This window comes from Halalkalibacillus halophilus DSM 18494 (assembly GCF_000423105.1).
Taxonomy (GTDB): Bacteria; Bacillota; Bacilli; order Bacillales; family Alkalibacillaceae; genus Halalkalibacillus; species Halalkalibacillus halophilus.
On sequence record NZ_KE383978.1, the window covers coordinates 116,674 to 134,854 of the forward strand.

Sequence of the window (18,181 nt, forward strand, 5' to 3'; positions counted from 1 at the left end):
AATTATAACTGTTGTCTGATAAAGTTCGAATAATTACCGTGATTGATTTATAATTAATTTAATATTCAAACGGATAAATACATAAAGTTTCAGAGTTTCCAAAAACCATTTAATGCGCTGCCGGTGATCAAGGGGAGAAATTATGTTCAGTCAAGGTGTATCTACTATAAAAACAGGCTGGTTACTACTTCGTGCTATAGCTGTTATCTCTTCTAGTATCGCCACCATTGTCTCGACGATGTTGCCTTTATATCTTTATTTCACTGTTCCAAACAGTCAATTGATGATGACTTTTACACTTTTAGTCGTTGGTGCTTTTATTATTCATGGTGTACTAACACATTTACTAAATGACTATATTGATGATCAGTCAGGTACAGATGCACATAGTCCCGGGATTTTGTCAGGCGGGAGTAGAGTTATTCAAACTGGATTGATCACATCTTCGACAATGTGGATGCTTGGGAAAGGGTTAATTGTATTATTAGTTATAACGACAATTGCTTTTGTAATATTTGAATTTTATATTTTAGCTATCTTGCTGATTGTTGGTATGTGGGGAGCGATTTCTTATTCTCTACCTCCATTAAGGTTGAGCTACCGCCCGTTTGTTGGGGAATGGGTTTCTACTTTTCCTTCTGTTCTGTTTTTAGGGCTCGCTGGTGCTTGGCTTACTTTGGGTACAACACCTGAATGGGCGGTTCAGAATGCTACGATTAACGCCCTCTTTTGTATTGCTTGGGTGATGGTTCACCATATCCCTGATCGTGAGGCTGACGAACAGGCACAGCCAGTTAAGGAAACAAGTGTTGTTTGGGCCGCCAATAAATTTGGTGTTGGATTTAGCCGTTTACCAGCTATTTTATATTTTGCCATGACAGGTTTATGTGCCTTTTGGTTAGGCATGGATCGAATGTGGGCGGCAGTAGGTGTATTGGTGATTGTAACTATTATTATCCGATTGATTGTTAAAATGGATGTAAATGACCATCAACAAGTCTCTAATTATGAGAAAATCATGCTTATTTTAGCTATGATTAATGCCGTTTGGATAGGGATTTTTATATAAAATAGATATGGGGGATAACGGTGTCTACTGGAATGATTATATTTGTAATTGTCATGGGTTGGACTTTACTAATTATGGGTGGAATCACTTATTTATTATATAAACAGAAAGACTATAGTTTAATATCAGGTTTTTCAAATCGGCCGGAAGAAGAACAGGAATATTTAATCGAAAACGGTTATATGGAAGCCATTAAAAGGATGATGCTACATAGTACATTAATTCTAGCACTTCTTCTCGTTTTAGGGGTCTTATCCGTACCCTATGCCCTCGAAGTAGGATTTGCCGTGTTTATTTGTTATATATTAGGATACACCGTTCAACTTCAAAAATATGAGGTGCCCCATAAACGGAAAAGAGGTTACTGGATTACTGGTTCGATTGCCCTCCTGGTGGTTGGAGGAATTACCGCTTTAACGGTTTATGCATTTATACCGAATCAGGTGACAATTACAGAAGGACATTTAGAGATCTCTGGCATGTATGGTGGCGAATGGACTCAGGAAGAAATTCAGGAAGTGACCTTATTGGAAGAGATGCCACCTGTGAATGTGCGAGTAAATGGCTTTGCGATGACGAATTTAAGTAAAGGTAAATTCCGCGTCGAAGGGTATGGTACTGCTTTATTGTTCTTAAGGGGTGATGCTCGTCCGGTACTATACGTGTCAACGGAAGACGAGGAGATATTTATGAATGGTGAGGATGAGGGGCAAGTTCGAGGTTGGTATGAGGAATTGAGTAGATGAAAATACCATGATAGCCTTACGTTTCTTAAAAAAGAGGTGATTTTATGAGTCATAAACTAAAAGTTGGAGAACTGAAAGAACATTACCTAGTAGATGAGGATATATGGAGAGTTTTCTCTATTATCCTCTCTAATAAATCAGCGAAATCTTCTACATATAAATATGCCCTGGTGAAATCACTTATAGAGAATTTATATTCTGTAAATGACAAGCTGGAATTAAGCTATGACCAATTATCATATAGTTTTACTAAAGTGTATTGGAACTTAGTCATTCATCATCACCTAGATAAACAAAATAGAGGTAGTAAAAATGCTAGAGCAGTTACGGTAATCAAAGAATTTAAAGAGAAGCATGATATACCTAACGAATTCAGCTTTGATAAGATAAATCATTCGTTACAATTAAAACTAGTATCTAAAATGAAATCTGTTATGAAGGAAAATGTGTTCGGTGCATTATACGGGGATACCAAAGCTACTTTTTACGAATTTAATCATTATAAAGAGTATTTTAGATTTCAACCCAGTGTCCACCGTTTTATGTTAAATTACCAGCTTTTATTAGTGAATTTAACTAATTATCACATGGCTAAAATGATCGAAGAGTTGAATGAAGTTCCGAGTATTAATTATTTATTAGATAAAGTTGAAAGTATCGCAAAACGTAGCTCCCTGAAACCTTATGAAAAAATATTATTAAATTATTTCGAAGCGAATTGTTTTTATTGTAGTAAGTCTTTGTCGAATTCAGAGAATGTAACGCATGTCGATCATTTCATTCCGTGGTCTTTTGTGCAATCAGACCAAATTTGGAATCTGGTATTATCCTGTAATAGGTGCAATACTTCAAAGAATGATAAGTTACCAGACAGAAGTTATCTGGACATCATCATTGATAGAAACAAACAGTTAGTGAATCAGCCTCCATTAGAAATCGATTCCATGGAGAATTACAAAGATAATAAAATTATATTACTTTATGATTATTCTATTAAAAACGGTTTTGATAAAATCTGGACGCCTTAGTTCAATCTTCAACATCTTTTAAATAGACTTTATGCTCAAATCCACCGCGGGTTTGAGCTTTTTCAACTCTCGATTTCTCGATGTCTTCTAATGCGATTCCATTCATCTTCGCGATCATGTTCGCTACTTCAAACACATCGGCTAGTTCTTCTGTCTTTTCTTCTGGGTTTGATGCGTGGATTAATTCTTCTACCTCTTCAATTAGTTTTAAATTTAATGCGCGTTTAAACTCTTTGTTCGTAAGTGTTTCCGTAGTACACTGTTTTCCGCTATTTCTAATCATTTGTGGAATATTATTTCTGACAAGTTTATTGTAAGTTGGCATAGAAACACCTCATCATATAGTATTTAATCTGGCTCATGCTTGATTATAACATCTATGCTACAATATAATTACTAAAATAATCCATTTAATGAGGTGTTGTTTGTGGCAGTGGTAACCGTTGATTTCGATGGAACGTTGTATCAAGGGAATTCGTTTAAAGTAATGTTTAAAGTTGCGAAGCAGGAATATGGAATAAAGCAGTGGTCGATTGTAGGTTTTGGTGTGGTGAAGAGTGTCATTCTTGGAATTTTTAAAGGGAAGGAAGCTTTTAAGCATCAATTCTTTCGTTCTTTTGTCCGTTCGATGAAAGGAAAGTCGAAAGAAGAGCTTCAGGAATTTTTCACGGTACTTGCTCAAAATGACTTGGAAAAGGTGAATGAACCACTAGTGAAGAAGGTGAAAGAACACCGAGCAAATGGTGATGATGTTGTTGTGTTATCAGGGGCGTTGATTCCATTTTTGCATGCGTTTGTTCGGGAAGTTGATTTAGAAGATGTAGATACCATTGGGACGCAATTAGAATATGATTCGAACAATATATGTACAGGCCGTATGAGTAAAATTGTTAATGGCGATGAAAAGGTAAACCAGATCACCCAATGGCTTAAGAGAAATAATAAAAAAAAAGATAGCGAAACGCTTTACGCCTATGCAGATAGTGATACAGATATGCCTTTACTTCATATGGTGGATCACCCTGTAGTAGTGAATCCTGATGAAGATATGAAAAAGGCAGCTAAGGATAATCACTGGCAGATTTTTCAAGGATAGGTTCGATTTAATTCGACAATATTTCCCGGGAAATAAAAATACGCAGCATAGTTGGTGCGACTATGCTGCGTTAATGTTTGGTGTGCTACAGTTGTTACAAATTCTCTGTACTTAATTTTATTGATCTAACCACTCGTCAACTGTGTCGCGGTTTTCTTCAATCCACTCTGCAGCTGATTCTTCAAAATCTACATCGTTGTGTTCATAGTCGTACATCATTTCTTCTAAATCATTCACGTCAATTTCCCACTCGGAAAGAATCTCATGGGCGCGTGTATATTCGTCATTTTCTTCGATTCCATCATAAGAAAGCACGTAGACATTATCGTGTTGAAAGTGCCCTTCTGTGTCTTCTAAAAATTTCAAATCATGTTCTGAAAACATGGAGTGTGGCCTCCAACCAGTGATCACTACAGGCTCTTCATTAGAGAGTTTTGTGTCTAGAACTCCAAGCATCGCAGCTTCACTGGAAGGGACAAGTTCAAATCCTTCTAGATCGTAATTTTCATCTTCCATCACGCTATGAGAAATTTCTACAATACCTGCGCCTTCTCCAATCGTAACAATTTCACCTTCGAATTCGTCTCCACGGCCTTCTAGGTCACCAATTGTATCTGCATCTACATATTCAGGTACGACCCAACCTAAAGGAACATCTTCATAACTTGTTGCCACTTGTTGTAGTTGATCTTCGTATTCATTCCATAATGCTTCTTCCGTGTATGGTAACCAAGCGTCCATGAAAAAGTGAATTTCTTCATTCGCCATACCTTCCCAAATGACTGGTTGATCAAGTAAAGTAATCTCTACATCATACCCGTCTTCTTCAAGGATTTGTTTTGCAATTTGAGTAGGCGCTTCGGTACTTGTCCAAGAAGTTTGTCCAAAGACAATCTCGCCACGTTCTTCTGTTTCTTGTGATTCTTCTGTGTCATTCTCTTGTGACTCTGTATCTTCTTCGCTCTCTCCACATGCTGCTAATATTAAGAAAGGTAATAAAATGACGCTAATCATAATTTTCTTCATGCAATAAAACCCCTTTTTATCTGTTTATAATCTCACTAAATTTTTCTTCCATCGTATCCTTGGTAAACTGCATCGTATCCGCTTGATCAGCTTCCCAAACAGAATATTTCTCTCCATTCATTTTTCGAATAAGGTTCTTACTATCATAAATTTTTAAGTTGTAGACCCAGTTCGCCATATTTAAAATCGCAGACTGGTGGGCACCTTCATTGCTAGCAGTACTCATATCATGGATTAAGTGGATATTGTAATCACGGAAGTATGCATCATAAACAGAAGTCATCAGACATCCATCCGTCACAAACCCACCAATGTATACATCTTTCACGCCTAAACTGCGAAGGGTGAGGTCTAAGCTTGTTTCAAAAAAGGCACTCCAACGATATTTGTCGATAACAAGTTCGTCTGACTCTGGTTTAATTTCATCAAATATTTCAATCTCAGAAGACTGGTCATTATAATATTTTGGGGTGCCGTCTTCGTTCAATGGTTCCCCTACTGATAAATTAACTTGGTCTGTACGATTGATTTGTCTTGTATAAATAATAGGTATTTCTAATGCTCTAAATTTTTCTAGAACTTTGCCTGCATTGGCAATGGCTTGCTCTACATTTAATAGTCCGAAGTTTGATTCTTTTTGTAGATCAATCAGGACAAGAGCTGAAGTTGATTTTTTCATTTGGAAGCTCCTTTAATCTTTCTTAGGTATATGGTTGAAAATATCTCCGGATTCCATCGTGTTTGCTAAGCGCATAATCCAATCAAGGTAATCTTTTGCACCTTCTGTTAACTCTAAATCCCTGTTCGCAATTCTTCTTGCTTCTTCGTCAGTAGAGTGGTGTGCAATATCTTCGATGGTTGGTTCCGTTTGGTCTACTGCTTTGGTTATTAAGTTTCTTTCTAAACGAATCATTTTAACAAAGAAATTAAGGAAATTACGTAGGAAATCTTTCTCCGCAATGAAGTGGTCCTTGCGTTCTCCTTTTCTCCATACCTTTGTCACCATTTCTGTTTCAATTAATTCTCTAATGCCATTACTAACACTTGCTTTGCTCATGGCAACTTGGTCTTTGATTTCATCCAGTGTCATAGGCTCTTCTGAAAAATAAAGTACACCATAGATTCTACCTACAGAAGGTGTAACTCCATAAATCACCATAGACTGAGCAATGGCACTAATAATAACGTCCTGAGATTCTTGTAAGCGCGCGTAATCATTGGACATAAAAATTCCCCTTTCCGGAAAGAGAGATTAAATATTTAATCTATACAGTATATATTATATGAATTAAACAAAATGTCAACATCCTTCGATATCATTCATTTAGTTATACTTTTGTGACAGTATTGCAAAATGCAAATAGGTATGATTATCTAGAATAAAATGAATATAGGAGTCGTTACTATGAGTATCAAGGTGAAATTCATTGCACCGTATCCTTCTATGGTTCAGTTAATAGAAGAAGTGAAGCATAATGAAAAGGATTTAATTATAGATGTCGAAGTGGGTAACTTACTAGATGGTGTTAAGATCGCACAAGAAGCGGAAAAAGAAGGCTATGATATTATTATTAGCCGTGGCGGGACTGCGTGGAGAATTAGAGAGTCTGTTGCAATACCTGTCATTGATACAAACATGTCCGGCTATGATATGTTGCGAGTTTTAACACTTGCAAATGACTTCCAAGTAAAAAAGGCGCTTGTTGGGTACCCGACAATGACGATGGGGGCACAGGCGATTATAGATTTACTGGAGTACCCCGTAGATTTATATACAATGGAGCACTTTGATGAGATCGATACTTTGATTCCATCCCTTCAAAAAGCAGGTTACACGATTGTAATAGGTGACGTTGGTACTATGGAAGCTGCCAATAAGTATGGCATGGAAGGTTTACTTATCCAGTCTGGAAGAGAAACGATTGTCGATGCTTTTGAGAAAGCGAGACAACAATATTGGTATCACCAACATAACCTTTCTATTAATCGATTATTAGTGGAAGCGTTAAAAGAAAAGGGAGAAGACTTTGTGATTTTCTCGTATGATCGAAAACTTATTTCTGAAACATGGAATGAATTCGATCAATGTCCACTTACAAAGGCGGAAGTAAATGAACTTTTAAAAGATGCTAGAAATATGGAAAAAGTCCATTGGCGCCGTTATCTTAAAGGCACGTTTCAAGTAGATGTTAAAGTAAAAAACATACAAGCTTACGGGGATAACTATACGTTACTTTCGTTTGTGCGTAGTGAGCAACAATTAAAAAGTTACTCCTGGGTAGAGGAAGAAGTTGTGAAGCAGAAACCAACAATTATTCATCAAAGTTACGCGATGGATGGAGTAATGCAAGTTATAGATGGTACGAAGAAGAGTCATCAATTGTTCTTTTTAGTTGGTGAAACTGGATCTGGACGTGGTATGATCGCGCGTTATATTCACTTTCTTAAAGAAGATAATAGAGTTTTATTAGATGTCGATGCGAGTCGATGTGATTTTGATGAGTTAGAGGAATTGTTGCCTGCGCATGCTCAAACCATCTTTTTGCGAAATGTACATTTATTAAAAGAACAACAATACATTCGACTGAGTAGTTTTATAACCGAAGCGATTGAACGTGAGAAAACAGTGATTGTATCAACGAATGAAAGTTTCTTGCACCATATGGAGTCTCCAGTTGCAAACCGTGGAGTAGAAATTTTTATCCCACCACTTCGAAATCGGATGGAAGATTTAAAAGGTTTAGTAATGTTTTTCATTGCATATTTTCATCAAAATATAGGCACAGACGTCATCAAAGTTCAAGAAGAGGCAGTAGAAGTATTGAAAGCGCACCATTGGGTTGGAAACGTGCGGGAACTCCAATCCTTTATGCAGACGGTTGTCATGGCGGAGAGGGGTTATGTTTTGAAAGCTACCCACATTCAATCGTATTTAGAGGGAAGATTAAATTCGGAACAAACCCCTCTTTACCAGCTTGATGGGACACTTGAAGATATGGAACTTAAAATCATCCAATCCGTTCTAGAGGAAGAAAATTTTAATCAATCTAAAGCAGCGAAACGATTAGGGATTAATCGATCTACTTTATGGAGAAAGTTAAAAAATGGTGAAAATTTTTAATAAATCAATACATGAAAAAAGGTAATATCGGGTATAGAATAGTTATAAGCTGAGACTAGTTGTGTAATCCTAGGTGTTTATTTACAATATGGGTAACACATATTTCTAGGAGGACGTAACAAACATGGCATTTCATAGAGAAGTTATCATCAATGCCTCAGTTGATGAAGTGTTCCGTGTCATTTCAACCTATGAGTTCGCGGAACAAATTAATGGCCCGGTTGTTAAAGTAGATTGGGTTTCAGATCAGCCGATTCAAGAAGGGTCAGAACTTAAAGAAACCCGTGGAATTAAAGGACAGTTTATTACATCTGTGCTAACTGTAACTGCATTTGAACCAAATAAAAAGTTCGCTGTAAAAAGCGAGCAGAACAACCTGTTTCTTCATTATACATATACTTTTTCTGAAGAAGTGGACGGGATTCGTGTTTCCTTCAATGGTGAAATTACAACAGCAGGTATTAGAAACCGATTATACAAGCCGTTGATTAATCGAATTATTAAAAAGGAAGACGGAGACCACTTAGAGAAAGTAAAAGTATATATTGAATCACCTAAAGAAGATTTGAAGGAGGACTAATCTTGACTACTGTGTCGAAAAATGAAGCCGAAAAAAAATTACAAGATCTTAATGGATGGGAACTTGAAGGAGACCATACAATCTCGCGTACCTTTAAGTTCGAACAGTATTTAGAAGGTGTGGATTTTGCTAGTAAAATAGCAAACCATGCAAATGAAAAGGACCACCATCCTAAAATGGTGATTGACTTTAACAAAGTTACAATCAGCTGGACCACGCATTCCGAAAACGGGTTAACTGATACTGATTTTGAGGGTGCAGAGTATTGCAACCGTTTATATGATATTAAGCAAGATACATCTAGATAAGTAAGGAGAGACCGTGCGAATGATAAAAAGTTTGCACGGTCTCTTTATATTAGTTAGACCTCTAAAACGCATAAAATGTTAATATGAAATGAATACATTGTGATTGGAGTGATCATTATGGCTGAAAAAATTTGTGAAAAAGGACATACCTTCTATAAAAGCAGTGATTGTCCAACTTGCCCGACCTGTGAACAAGAGAAAGCTCCAAGTAGTGGATTTCTATCCAAACTAAGTTCCCCAGCAAGAAATGCATTGTTGCATGAAGGAATCGATACATTGGAGAAACTATCCACGTTCACAGAAAAAGAAATTTTGAAAATACATGGAATTGGCCCTGCCTCCTTACCAACTATGAGGGATTCATTAAAGGAAGAAGGGCTATCTTTTCAAACATAAATTCCCTCGGTTGAAAAGTCGCACAGAAAATTCTCCTTTACAGCAGTAAATACCCAATCGTGATTCCAATCGATCCAAATAAAAGGGCATAGCCGATATTCCAACCTGTTAAACGGTAAGGATTTCGTTTTAAATATTGGTTTAACATCGTGATTGGGACATTAAATGTTCCTGTCATATCATTGGACACAACAGCAATAATCATAACAACAGATATACTTAATGGATTGATCGTGTCTAGGAATGGTGTCACGAACAGCCCTTGTAAACTTAATGTCACAAGTGGGTGGAATCCAACAAACGCAAGTACCATCGAGCTGAGTTGAATGAAGATGAATAGATATAGGGGTTGTGTTTCCATCCAAGCTAGCTGGGAGATGAATGGTTCAAATAACCCCGTTTCACCTACCACTTCGTTAAAAAATCCAACCGGTAGAAGTAGCATCATGAAATTTTGCATTGTCCAGACTTGCTCATGCCACACCTTCTGATTGTATCGGATAAAGGTACGCAATTTTTGAGTAAGCCATGCCCATAAAAAGGTGTATGGCATAATGACTAAAATAATCGCGTCAAAAAATTCTATTCCAAGTGTGACGTGTGTCAATGTTGCAAAGGCGATGAATCCTGCTAAGAATCCCACTAGTGATAATAGTTTCCAATAGGTTTCACGAGAGAGCTTTTCTTTCCCTGCAACAACTTGGTCAATGGTGTACTTACGAAACTTCAAATAACCAAGCGACATATCAATTGCTAGCATGGTTAAAGAGAATCCGAGTAGGATCGGGAGCAGGTGCAAGTAATAAGATCCTGTGATTGCGACTACTAAGGCAATATACACTTCAATCGGACTCCAAACATTTGCTGCTGCAAACGGTCTTAAGATCGAACGCGTTGCAAATTGTTGCGTCAGGGAGTCTTGAAAACGCGATGTTTTGTCTTTTACAAATTGATAAACTAACGGAATGGTAGATAGAAAAATAAATAGAGTTAGGATATAACTCGTAAAATATGACTTCGTATAAAATTTCCCAAGATGTTGCGTGTTCGTTTGTAAAACTTGATAAAGGGCCTCATCAAACTTTCCCACAATCATTAAATGATTAATAAAAGGAATTAAGTAAAGAAGTGATAGTAACAGCCCCATCGAGGTATAAAATAATATAAGATCTGAAATCGGCAAGTTGTACCAAATAAAAATTGCGCCGGCTACTAGTGTGAAAACCAATCCGATCAGTTGATATGTTTTATTCGCTCCTTTAACGGAAACAAGAAAAGCGAGTATTCCAATTATACCTTGTAAGTACAAGAGAACTTGGGAATCTATGAATAGATGTATAATATAAAGTGCAACAAAACTTGAATATAAATGAAATTGTATACGGTTCAACGTAGCACCTTCTTTCTATGAAGCAAGTATAGTATAACAAATGAATTTCAAATTGAAATCGAGGTGAAAGGAATGGCTTTTGCTAAACTGGATGATCTAGAAGCAATAGATGAAATAATCAAAGCGCACAAGTTTGTCTTTCTTTACATTTGGAGAGATGGATGCAGTGTGTGCCATGGTCTCTATCCGCAAATTGAAGCAGTTATGAAAAAGTATCCTCAGATCGAAACGGCTCATATTAACGTCGCAGAAGTCCCTGAAGTAGCGGGCAGGTTCGAGGTATTTACAGTTCCTGTTTTATTGTTATTTGTGGATGGGAAAGAGTATTTGCGAGAGGCTAGAATTGTACAGGTGGATCTGTTTGAAGAGAGAGTTAGAAAGTTAGTCGATAATTATGTTGATCAGTAGATAAGTCATTTTGTATGAAAGAGGATGCTACAACCTTTCACGAAAACGTCAATCGACTATAATAACAGTTCATTCCATATATGCTACGATGGAAGTAATATTTAGTCGTTTTTGGAGGGGTAAGGATGAATACTTATAGTAAACTATTACTAAGATTTTCCGCTTTATTTGCTTTAGTTGGGGCATACTTAGGCTCGCATATGGCAGGTGCGGGTAGTCCGGCTTTTCAAACGGTACACGCACATATTCTGTTGGTAGGTTGGTTAACATTATTCGCTTGGTCGATTTTTTATAAAGTGTATCAACCTGAAGTTGGATTACTAGTGAAGTTGCATGTGTGGACAGGAATTATTGGAGCATTCGGCTTAACACTTGGAATGTGGTTGTATTATTTACGTCCAATTGGTTTACCCGACCCGTTTGTGACCGTGTTTTTCATCGTTGGCGGAACGATTGCACTCATTGCCTTCTTCCTATTTGTGCTTGTCGTGTTTCGAAAAGTTGATTAATAAATAGAACTACAACTGGAAAGAGCGTTTTCCAGTTGTAGTTTTTTTATGGAGTTGCGCATTCGGGCGGAGGGGGATACTATTCGGGTACAAAAACTTGTATGCCGGCATAAGGGAGGTAGATTCGGGTGAAATAACTTGTATGCCGGCAACAAAAAGGGTATGCCGGCATCCAGCGTCTTTTGCCGGCATCAGGTGTGCTAACTAGATTACATTCTTTCGCCTACTAATACTTCCAGCTCCAGTGTGACGGGACTTCTGTATTCTAGTTGTTCTACTGAATGATTTGCTGTTAAAGGAGTCATTTGTACTAAGTGTTTAAAATTTTCCTCTGAAACATGTTCACTAGTTTCTATTTTAATGCGGTCTTTTAAATGAAAGTATTTTTTGAAGTGTGTTACTACTTGTTGATTCGTATATTCTTCCTTATCCGTTCCTTCATATAATTGATCGCGCAGTTCTTTTAAATAATTCGCTCCTGGAACTACTTTCACAAACAGGCCATCTTCTGTTAGCACATTTAGAAATGATTGATAGTTAGATGGTGATAAAATATTTAAGATCACATCAAAGCTATTGTTTTGAAATGGAAGGTTGGCTAAGTCAGAAACGATCCAAATAGGTTCTGCGTAACCACTTGCAGCTACTTGAATCCCTTCTTTTGCTAGGTCCACTCCGACTGTGTGATCTTGGAATTTTCTCTTTTCAGCTAATTGATATAAATGTGACCCCTCACCAGTTCCAGCATCTAAAATTCGAATGGATGGAGAGGGTAAAGCTTCAACTAATTTATCAATTAATTCTTGATAAAATCCGGTTTGGCATAGCTGCTGTCTTGCTTGGAATAATTCCTTACTGTAATTGCTTTTTTTTGCTTGGGGAGCCAGGTTCAAGTATCCTTGTTTAGCCAAATCAAACCGGTGATTATTGCTACAGGTTAATTGGTGATCGTCCATGGTCATAGGGGAATTACATATAACACATTTGAACAAGTGTATATTTTGAGAGATTTTTTGTTTGGCTTGTTCTTTTTTGCTGATCATGCTCATTATGGTCACTCCGTATCATATAATCTATCTTCAGCATACGGGTTCTTGCTTGCCATGTCACCTAAGAAATCGTTTCGATCAAGCAGAAAAGGGGTATATAGGAAAAGTCTAGGGTTTTTTGTGCTTTTTGTGTACAATAATAAAAAAGTAGGAAGGGGAGTGATTAGGATTATAGAGGTGAAAGATTTGTGGAAACGTTTCCAAGATGGAACGGAAGCTATAAAAGGTGTTTCTGTGAAATTTGAAACGAATAAGCTTACTTGTATCATCGGACCGAGTGGTTGCGGAAAAACTACATTGCTAAAACATTTAAATCAGCTAGAGGCACCTACTTCTGGTGATATTTTAATAGATAATGAATCAATTTTTTCACAAGATGAAGTTGCGCTTCGCAGGAAAATTGGATATGTCATTCAAAAGATTGGCTTATTTCCGCATATGACGATTGCTGATAATATTTCGATCGTACCTAAACTTCTTAAGTGGGAAAAGCGTACATATCAAAAACGGGTAGACGAAATGTTGGAATTAGTCAGCCTGGAGCCAGATATTTATGCTAATAGGTATCCGCTAGAGCTAAGTGGCGGGCAACAACAGCGAGTTGGAGTAGCCAGAGCGCTAGCAGCGGACCCAAACATCATTTTAATGGATGAACCTTTCAGTGCACTTGATCCCATCAGTAGGGAGCAGTTACAAGAGCATTTACAAGAAATTCAAAAGAGATTAAAGAAGACCATTGTATTTGTAACGCATGATATGGATGAAGCGCTGAAAATCGCTGATAAAATTGTGTTGATGAAAGACGGAGAAGTGGAACAAATTGGTACTCCTGATGAAATTGTAAATCATCCAGCAAATGATTTTGTACGTTCTTTCATTGGAACGGAAAGAATGCAACGTTTCCAAAAAACATCGAAACGTGATGTTGGTAGTTTACGTCAATGGTATGTATCAGAAATAGATGTACCAGCCCAACCAGTTGAAGCCGACTATTCAGTTGCAGAAGCGGTAGAATTGATGGTGCAACAAGATGTTCTTGCTATAGAAATCAAAGAAGGCGAGCAAATTTTAGGGTATTTAACGAAGGATCGTATTTTAGAGGCGCTAGTCTTAGAAAGAGGTGACGCTTCTTAATGGAATTCTTCTCTAATTTTTACGACATTGTAGTTAGTAGATGGGATTTAATTGAAAGTGCATTTATCGAGCATATGTATTTATCATTTGTTTCGATCGCGATTGCTATTTTAATATCTTTACCTTTAGGAATGTGGATTGCAAAAACAAAGCGATTTGCTGAACCAGTCATTGGTGTAACGGCAGTCTTACAAACGATTCCGAGTTTAGCCTTTTTCGGTTTTTTAGTACCGATTGTCGGCATAGGTACGAATACAGCGTTAATTGCCTTAATTATTTACGCCTTACTGCCAATCGTGCGTAATGTTTATACAGGAATTATTCGAGTGGATTCATCCATGATTGAAGCTGCAACAGGAATGGGGCTGACGAAGTGGCAAAGGTTACGTCAAATTGAATTTCCGTTAGCTTTTCCATTTATCATGGCAGGTGTGCGTACAGCTACCGTATTAACTATCGGTGTAGCAACACTAGCTACTTTTGTTGGTGCAGGTGGATTAGGGGATGTCATTTACCGTGGTCTGCAGTCAAATAATCAATACTTAGTGTTAGCTGGTGCAGTACCCGTTGCCTTGTTAGCTATAGGCTTTGACTTCGCACTTAAGTGGTTAGAAAATCGTGCAACACCAAAAGGAATGCAATTAAAGGATTAAGTATAGGAGGATTTTTTAGATGAAAAAATTATTATTAATAGGAATTATTGCTTTAATGACAGTTGTAGTAGCGGCTTGTGGAAGCGATGAAGAAGGTGGATCTGATCGTTCCTTAATTGTAAGTGGGAAAAATTGGACAGAACAATATATCCTTACTTATATTATCGGGGAATATATTCAAGAGAACTCCGATTATGATGTTCAGTATGAAGAGGGCTTAGGAGAAGTTGCTATCTTAACTCCAGCACTTGAAGATGGTGAAATCGACCTTTACGTGGAGTATACAGGTACAGGACTGGAAGCCGTTCTTGGTGAAGTGGTAGAAGAAGGAGAGTCTGCTGACAGTGTGTATGAACGTGTAAAGGAAGGGTATGAAGAAGAGTATAATGTGACTTGGTTAGAGCCTTTAGGTTTTGAAAACACGTATACACTAGCTTTTGCGGAGGATGCTGAATTTGAAGCCTCCACAGCAAGTGAATTAGTAGAACTTTCACAAGAAAGAGATATGATTTTCGGTGCACCGCATGCTTTTTATGAACGTGAAGGAGATGGGTACGACGCAATGGTTGAAACCTATCCTTTTGAATTCACAGAAACTCCAGGATTAGATGCAAATCTGATGTATGATGCTGTTCGCACAGGAGAAGTTGATTTAATTCCAGCATTTACTACAGATGGTCGGATTGAACGTTTTAACCTACAAACAACAGAAGATGACCAAGGATTCTTCCCTCAGTATGATGCTGTTCCAATCGTACGAATGGACACGTTAGAAGATTTTCCAGAACTTGAGGATTTGTTAAATGAACTTGCTGGCACAATGGATGAAGAAGTGATGCAAGATTTAAATGCGAGAGTAGATATTGATGAAGAGCGATATGAAGACGTTGCTCGAGACTTTTTAATCGAACATGACTTAATAGAGGAATAAACAAAAAGGCTAGGCTACGGATTAAGTAGCCTAGCCTTTTTATAGAAAAACCTTAATTACCTGCCAAAGAGCTTAAATCATCCATTATATAATTAGGAGGAAGGCTTAATTCGTCCTTAGTCTGTCCTGCTCGGTTCACCCAAACGGTCTGAAAGCCATAATTATTTGCACCGACTATATCCCATCCATTGGAGGAAACAAATAATGTATCTTCAGGGTTTGTCTTCGTATCCGTTTCTACAATTTGATAAGCAGCTTTAGTAGGCTTATACTGTTTCTTTGAATCGACGCTTAAGATGAAATCAAGTTGATCCAAGAACGCAGTACCTTGCAGTAAGCCACCTAACATGGTATTTGTCCCATTTGAAAAAACTCCAATATGATAGCCTTTTCTCTGTAACATTTTCAACACCTCTAGCGACTCTGGAAAGGCTTCGAGTTTCATGTAGGCAGCGAACAATGTATCTTCTTGATCGGTAGAAAGTACTTCTCCAGATGCATGAACCGCATGTCTTAATGCACGTCTAGTAACGCTATCAAAACTCTCATAACGGTCGATTAATTGAAGCAAAAACATATATTCGATTTGTTTTTTTCGCCATGTATGACTAATTTCTTCTCCTTTAAGTGGAAAAAGTTGATCACAGGCCTTTTTGACAGAAGAGACATCAAATAACGTTCCATATACATCAAAGACTATTGTTTTAATGTTAGAGTCTAAATGGAACGGGGGATTCTTTTCTTTCATGGTTAATTCCTCCAAAGAGTTGTTCTTTACTTACTCCGCGACTGATCTGATGTATTACTGTATAAGGAACTTTCGTGAATTACTTTGTTCCTACCAGAATTTTTTGCTGCAAATAAGGCATTGTCAGCTTTGCGAAGAATTGATTGTTGATTGTCGTCAGAAGAGAATGTCGCAACACCACAGCTAACCGTTATTTCACATTCCCCATATGGCATTGCCATCACTTGCATTCTTACACTCTCCGCTAAATCGACTGCGGTTTCTTCATCTGTTTCTGGCAAAATAACTGCGAATTCTTCCCCGCCGAATCGCGTGATAATATCCGTCTTCCTGAAACCATACATCAAAAGCTTTCCGAAGAAGATGAGAATTTGATCACCTACTAAGTGGCCCCACTCATCATTTACATTTTTAAAATGATCGATGTCTAACATGACGACAGAAAATGTTTTGGTAGAAGTCTTATGTGATTTAACTTGATCATCAAGAGATTCAATGAGTTTTCTACGATTAAATAAACCTGTTAATGTATCATAATAAGCTATTTGTTTTAACCGCTCATTTAATTCAATTAACTCCTGTGTTTTTTCTTCATTTTCTTCTAATAAGGTTTCTAACCTCTCTAATGCAGCCTGATTTGTAAGCAAAGACTCTTCTGTTTGTCTACTAATCGTTCGAATTTCATTTTCATACCTTATCCTTTTACTAAGTGGCATCACAACAAAGTTGATGTGTTTTTCATTACTCGAATTATTTTTCGATGCACTCATTAAAACTGGATGTGCATCTTCTGATTTTCCTTTTAAATGGATGAAAGCTTCTTGGATTTGACCATAAACCTCGATCTGTGGGTACAGAGAAGCGTTAAAATGAAATTGGTTTGCTATGGAAAATAGTATTTCTACATGCTGTCCTTCAAGTTCATCTTTGTTGTAACCTAACATGGTTAATAGTTCTTTATTACTATAAATGAGCTTGCCAACACTATTTATTGTGAATATGCCACAAGGTATGCGGTCCAGCTGATTACTCAATATTCTCACCTTGCTTTCTAAAAAAGTGGAGGTTAATTTTTATTATATTAGTTCTTTATACCCTGTTTGATAGGATTGAAAACAATTTATTATATAGTACGTTCGACAAAAAATGCGCTTACTAATAATTTAACACGTCAACGTAATATAGCAAGATTTAAAAGTGAAAATTTTCGGAAAATTATTTAGAGGAACATAAAGAACCGGCTTAGGGGGATAGCTAAGCCGGTTCCCGGGGTGATTCTATATCAATAAGGAGGTATGAGCAATTTAAGTATTTAAGTCAACGTGCTTTCCTTTGACTAAATAGATGATGCCTTCTGCGATATTCGTAATATGATCACCAGTGCGTTCTAAATAACGACTGATAAACGCCAGTTGAGTGATTGCTTCAATATCTTTTGGATTTTCAGCCATATGTTTCATTAAATTTTGGACTGTATGGCCATATTTTCGGTCGACTTGATCATCTAACTCTGCTATTTTATAGGCATATTCTAAGTCCTCTTCTACAAATGCATGTATGACTTCATCCATCATTATTTCTACATGGTTCCCAATGACGAGAACATCATTTTTATAGTCTGGTAAAGGTTCTTGACCAATACGTTCCACAGATTTAGCGACGTTTACAGCCAAGTCACCAATTCTTTCGATATCGTTTGTGACTTTTAACGTGACAATCAATCTTCTCAAATCAGTAGCGACTGGCTGTTCCTTCGCAATAAGCCAGATGGTTGTGTCATTGATTTTGTCTTCTAGATCATTGATTTCTTTGTCGCCATCAATGACTTCTTGAGCCTTCTGTAAGTCTTGATTGTCCAATGCTTGTATTGATTTCTTTAAAGCTTGCTTTGCCAGTGTATTCATTCGCATTACTTGTTGTTTGAGTTGACTTAATTTATATTCAAAACTTTCACGTACCATAGGAGACATCCTTTCTTGTTTCTCTGAA

General features: G+C 37.2%; 22 protein-coding genes. 13 read left to right on the plus strand and 9 right to left on the minus strand.

Going from position 1 to position 18,181, the window contains the following annotated elements:
- Positions 1 to 142 precede the first annotated feature (142 nt).
- The 3 genes from G532_RS0112375 to G532_RS0112385 are packed head-to-tail and all read left to right on the plus strand — an operon-like array spanning position 143 to position 2,843.
- A complete protein-coding gene (locus G532_RS0112375) occupies positions 143 to 1,069 on the plus strand; it encodes a prenyltransferase (RefSeq protein WP_027965071.1) in 927 nt (308 codons plus the stop codon).
- Between the two features lie 20 nt (positions 1,070 to 1,089).
- Entirely contained in the window at positions 1,090 to 1,815 is a 726-nt protein-coding gene (locus tag G532_RS0112380) for a DUF3784 domain-containing protein (RefSeq protein ID WP_051189172.1), read from the plus strand.
- A 44-nt stretch (positions 1,816 to 1,859) separates the two neighbouring features.
- Positions 1,860 to 2,843: an HNH endonuclease gene (locus G532_RS0112385; protein WP_027965073.1), complete on the plus strand. Its 984-nt coding sequence runs from the start codon at positions 1,860 to 1,862 to the stop codon at positions 2,841 to 2,843.
- A 1-nt stretch (position 2,844) separates the two neighbouring features.
- Here the strand turns inward: G532_RS0112385 and G532_RS0112390 are convergent, their stop codons facing one another.
- Entirely contained in the window at positions 2,845 to 3,168 is a 324-nt protein-coding gene (locus G532_RS0112390; protein WP_027965074.1) for a nucleoside triphosphate pyrophosphohydrolase, read from the minus strand.
- Between the two features lie 102 nt (positions 3,169 to 3,270).
- Here G532_RS0112390 and G532_RS0112395 point away from each other — a divergent pair, with 102 nt between their 5' ends.
- Positions 3,271 to 3,939 carry an HAD family hydrolase gene (locus G532_RS0112395; RefSeq protein WP_027965075.1) on the plus strand — a complete coding sequence of 223 codons (669 nt, stop codon included), beginning with the start codon at positions 3,271 to 3,273 and terminating at the stop codon, positions 3,937 to 3,939.
- 117 nt (positions 3,940 to 4,056) lie between these two features.
- Here G532_RS0112395 and G532_RS0112400 read toward each other — a convergent pair whose 3' ends face one another.
- From G532_RS0112400 to G532_RS0112410, 3 genes are read right to left on the minus strand one after another with little or no spacing between them, the layout of a single operon-like run.
- Entirely contained in the window at positions 4,057 to 4,965 is a 909-nt protein-coding gene (locus G532_RS0112400) for a glycine betaine ABC transporter substrate-binding protein (protein ID WP_027965076.1), read from the minus strand.
- A gap of 16 nt (positions 4,966 to 4,981) precedes the next feature.
- Positions 4,982 to 5,644 carry a cysteine hydrolase family protein gene (locus G532_RS0112405; RefSeq protein ID WP_027965077.1) on the minus strand — a complete coding sequence of 221 codons (663 nt, stop codon included), beginning with the start codon at positions 5,642 to 5,644 and terminating at the stop codon, positions 4,982 to 4,984.
- A gap of 12 nt (positions 5,645 to 5,656) precedes the next feature.
- Positions 5,657 to 6,190 carry a GbsR/MarR family transcriptional regulator gene (locus tag G532_RS0112410; protein WP_027965078.1) on the minus strand — a complete coding sequence of 178 codons (534 nt, stop codon included), beginning with the start codon at positions 6,188 to 6,190 and terminating at the stop codon, positions 5,657 to 5,659.
- Positions 6,191 to 6,370: 180 nt separating this feature from the next.
- Between G532_RS0112410 and G532_RS0112415 the strand changes: the two genes are divergently transcribed.
- From G532_RS0112415 to G532_RS0112430, 4 genes are all read left to right on the plus strand, one after another.
- Complete coding sequence (locus tag G532_RS0112415) at positions 6,371 to 8,086, plus strand: sigma-54-dependent Fis family transcriptional regulator (protein WP_027965079.1); 1,716 nt, start codon at positions 6,371 to 6,373, stop codon at positions 8,084 to 8,086.
- A gap of 124 nt (positions 8,087 to 8,210) precedes the next feature.
- The gene (locus G532_RS0112420; protein WP_027965080.1) at positions 8,211 to 8,666 is read left to right on the plus strand and encodes an SRPBCC family protein; all 456 of its coding nucleotides are present in this window, start codon (positions 8,211 to 8,213) and stop codon (positions 8,664 to 8,666) included.
- An 11-nt stretch (positions 8,667 to 8,677) separates the two neighbouring features.
- Complete coding sequence (locus G532_RS15310) at positions 8,678 to 8,974, plus strand: 4a-hydroxytetrahydrobiopterin dehydratase (RefSeq protein WP_245570150.1); 297 nt, start codon at positions 8,678 to 8,680, stop codon at positions 8,972 to 8,974.
- Positions 8,975 to 9,091: 117 nt separating this feature from the next.
- Entirely contained in the window at positions 9,092 to 9,370 is a 279-nt protein-coding gene (locus G532_RS0112430; protein ID WP_027965081.1) for an RNA polymerase alpha subunit C-terminal domain-containing protein, read from the plus strand.
- A gap of 37 nt (positions 9,371 to 9,407) precedes the next feature.
- On the opposite strand, the gene G532_RS0112435 is transcribed toward G532_RS0112430, so the two are convergent.
- Positions 9,408 to 10,760: a hypothetical protein gene (locus G532_RS0112435; protein ID WP_027965082.1), complete on the minus strand. Its 1,353-nt coding sequence runs from the start codon at positions 10,758 to 10,760 to the stop codon at positions 9,408 to 9,410.
- Positions 10,761 to 10,832: 72 nt separating this feature from the next.
- Between G532_RS0112435 and G532_RS0112440 the strand changes: the two genes are divergently transcribed.
- Together G532_RS0112440 and G532_RS0112445 are read left to right on the plus strand one after the other, a co-directional pair.
- On the plus strand, positions 10,833 to 11,168 hold the full coding sequence (locus G532_RS0112440) for a thioredoxin family protein (protein ID WP_035513019.1): 336 nt from the start codon (positions 10,833 to 10,835) through the stop codon (positions 11,166 to 11,168).
- Between the two features lie 125 nt (positions 11,169 to 11,293).
- On the plus strand, positions 11,294 to 11,677 hold the full coding sequence (locus tag G532_RS0112445) for a hypothetical protein (RefSeq protein WP_027965084.1): 384 nt from the start codon (positions 11,294 to 11,296) through the stop codon (positions 11,675 to 11,677).
- Positions 11,678 to 11,886: 209 nt separating this feature from the next.
- On the opposite strand, the gene G532_RS0112450 is transcribed toward G532_RS0112445, so the two are convergent.
- A complete protein-coding gene (locus G532_RS0112450) occupies positions 11,887 to 12,726 on the minus strand; it encodes a putative RNA methyltransferase (RefSeq protein ID WP_035513021.1) in 840 nt (279 codons plus the stop codon).
- A gap of 159 nt (positions 12,727 to 12,885) precedes the next feature.
- On the opposite strand from G532_RS0112450, the gene G532_RS0112455 reads away from it, so the two are divergent.
- Genes G532_RS0112455 through G532_RS0112465 form a run of 3 tightly spaced genes read left to right on the plus strand, consistent with a single transcriptional unit; the run spans position 12,886 to position 15,444 of the window.
- Positions 12,886 to 13,860 (plus strand): ABC transporter ATP-binding protein, encoded by a 975-nt coding sequence (locus tag G532_RS0112455; protein ID WP_425402136.1) that lies wholly within the window; start codon positions 12,886 to 12,888, stop codon positions 13,858 to 13,860.
- Positions 13,860 to 14,513 carry an ABC transporter permease gene (locus G532_RS0112460; RefSeq protein ID WP_027965087.1) on the plus strand — a complete coding sequence of 218 codons (654 nt, stop codon included), beginning with the start codon at positions 13,860 to 13,862 and terminating at the stop codon, positions 14,511 to 14,513. Before G532_RS0112455 ends, G532_RS0112460 begins: the two co-directional genes overlap by 1 nt.
- 19 nt (positions 14,514 to 14,532) lie before the next feature.
- Entirely contained in the window at positions 14,533 to 15,444 is a 912-nt protein-coding gene (locus G532_RS0112465; protein ID WP_027965088.1) for an ABC transporter substrate-binding protein, read from the plus strand.
- Between the two features lie 52 nt (positions 15,445 to 15,496).
- On the opposite strand, the gene G532_RS0112470 is transcribed toward G532_RS0112465, so the two are convergent.
- The 3 genes from G532_RS0112470 to phoU form a co-directional block, all read right to left on the minus strand.
- Positions 15,497 to 16,192, minus strand: coding sequence for a haloacid dehalogenase type II (locus tag G532_RS0112470; RefSeq protein ID WP_051189174.1), 696 nt, complete (start codon positions 16,190 to 16,192; stop codon positions 15,497 to 15,499).
- 26 nt (positions 16,193 to 16,218) lie between these two features.
- Entirely contained in the window at positions 16,219 to 17,226 is a 1,008-nt protein-coding gene (locus G532_RS15315; RefSeq protein ID WP_051189175.1) for a sensor domain-containing diguanylate cyclase, read from the minus strand.
- Between the two features lie 270 nt (positions 17,227 to 17,496).
- Positions 17,497 to 18,153 (minus strand): phosphate signaling complex protein PhoU, encoded by a 657-nt coding sequence (gene phoU, locus G532_RS0112480; RefSeq protein WP_027965090.1) that lies wholly within the window; start codon positions 18,151 to 18,153, stop codon positions 17,497 to 17,499.
- Between the last annotated feature and the right edge of the window lie 28 nt (positions 18,154 to 18,181).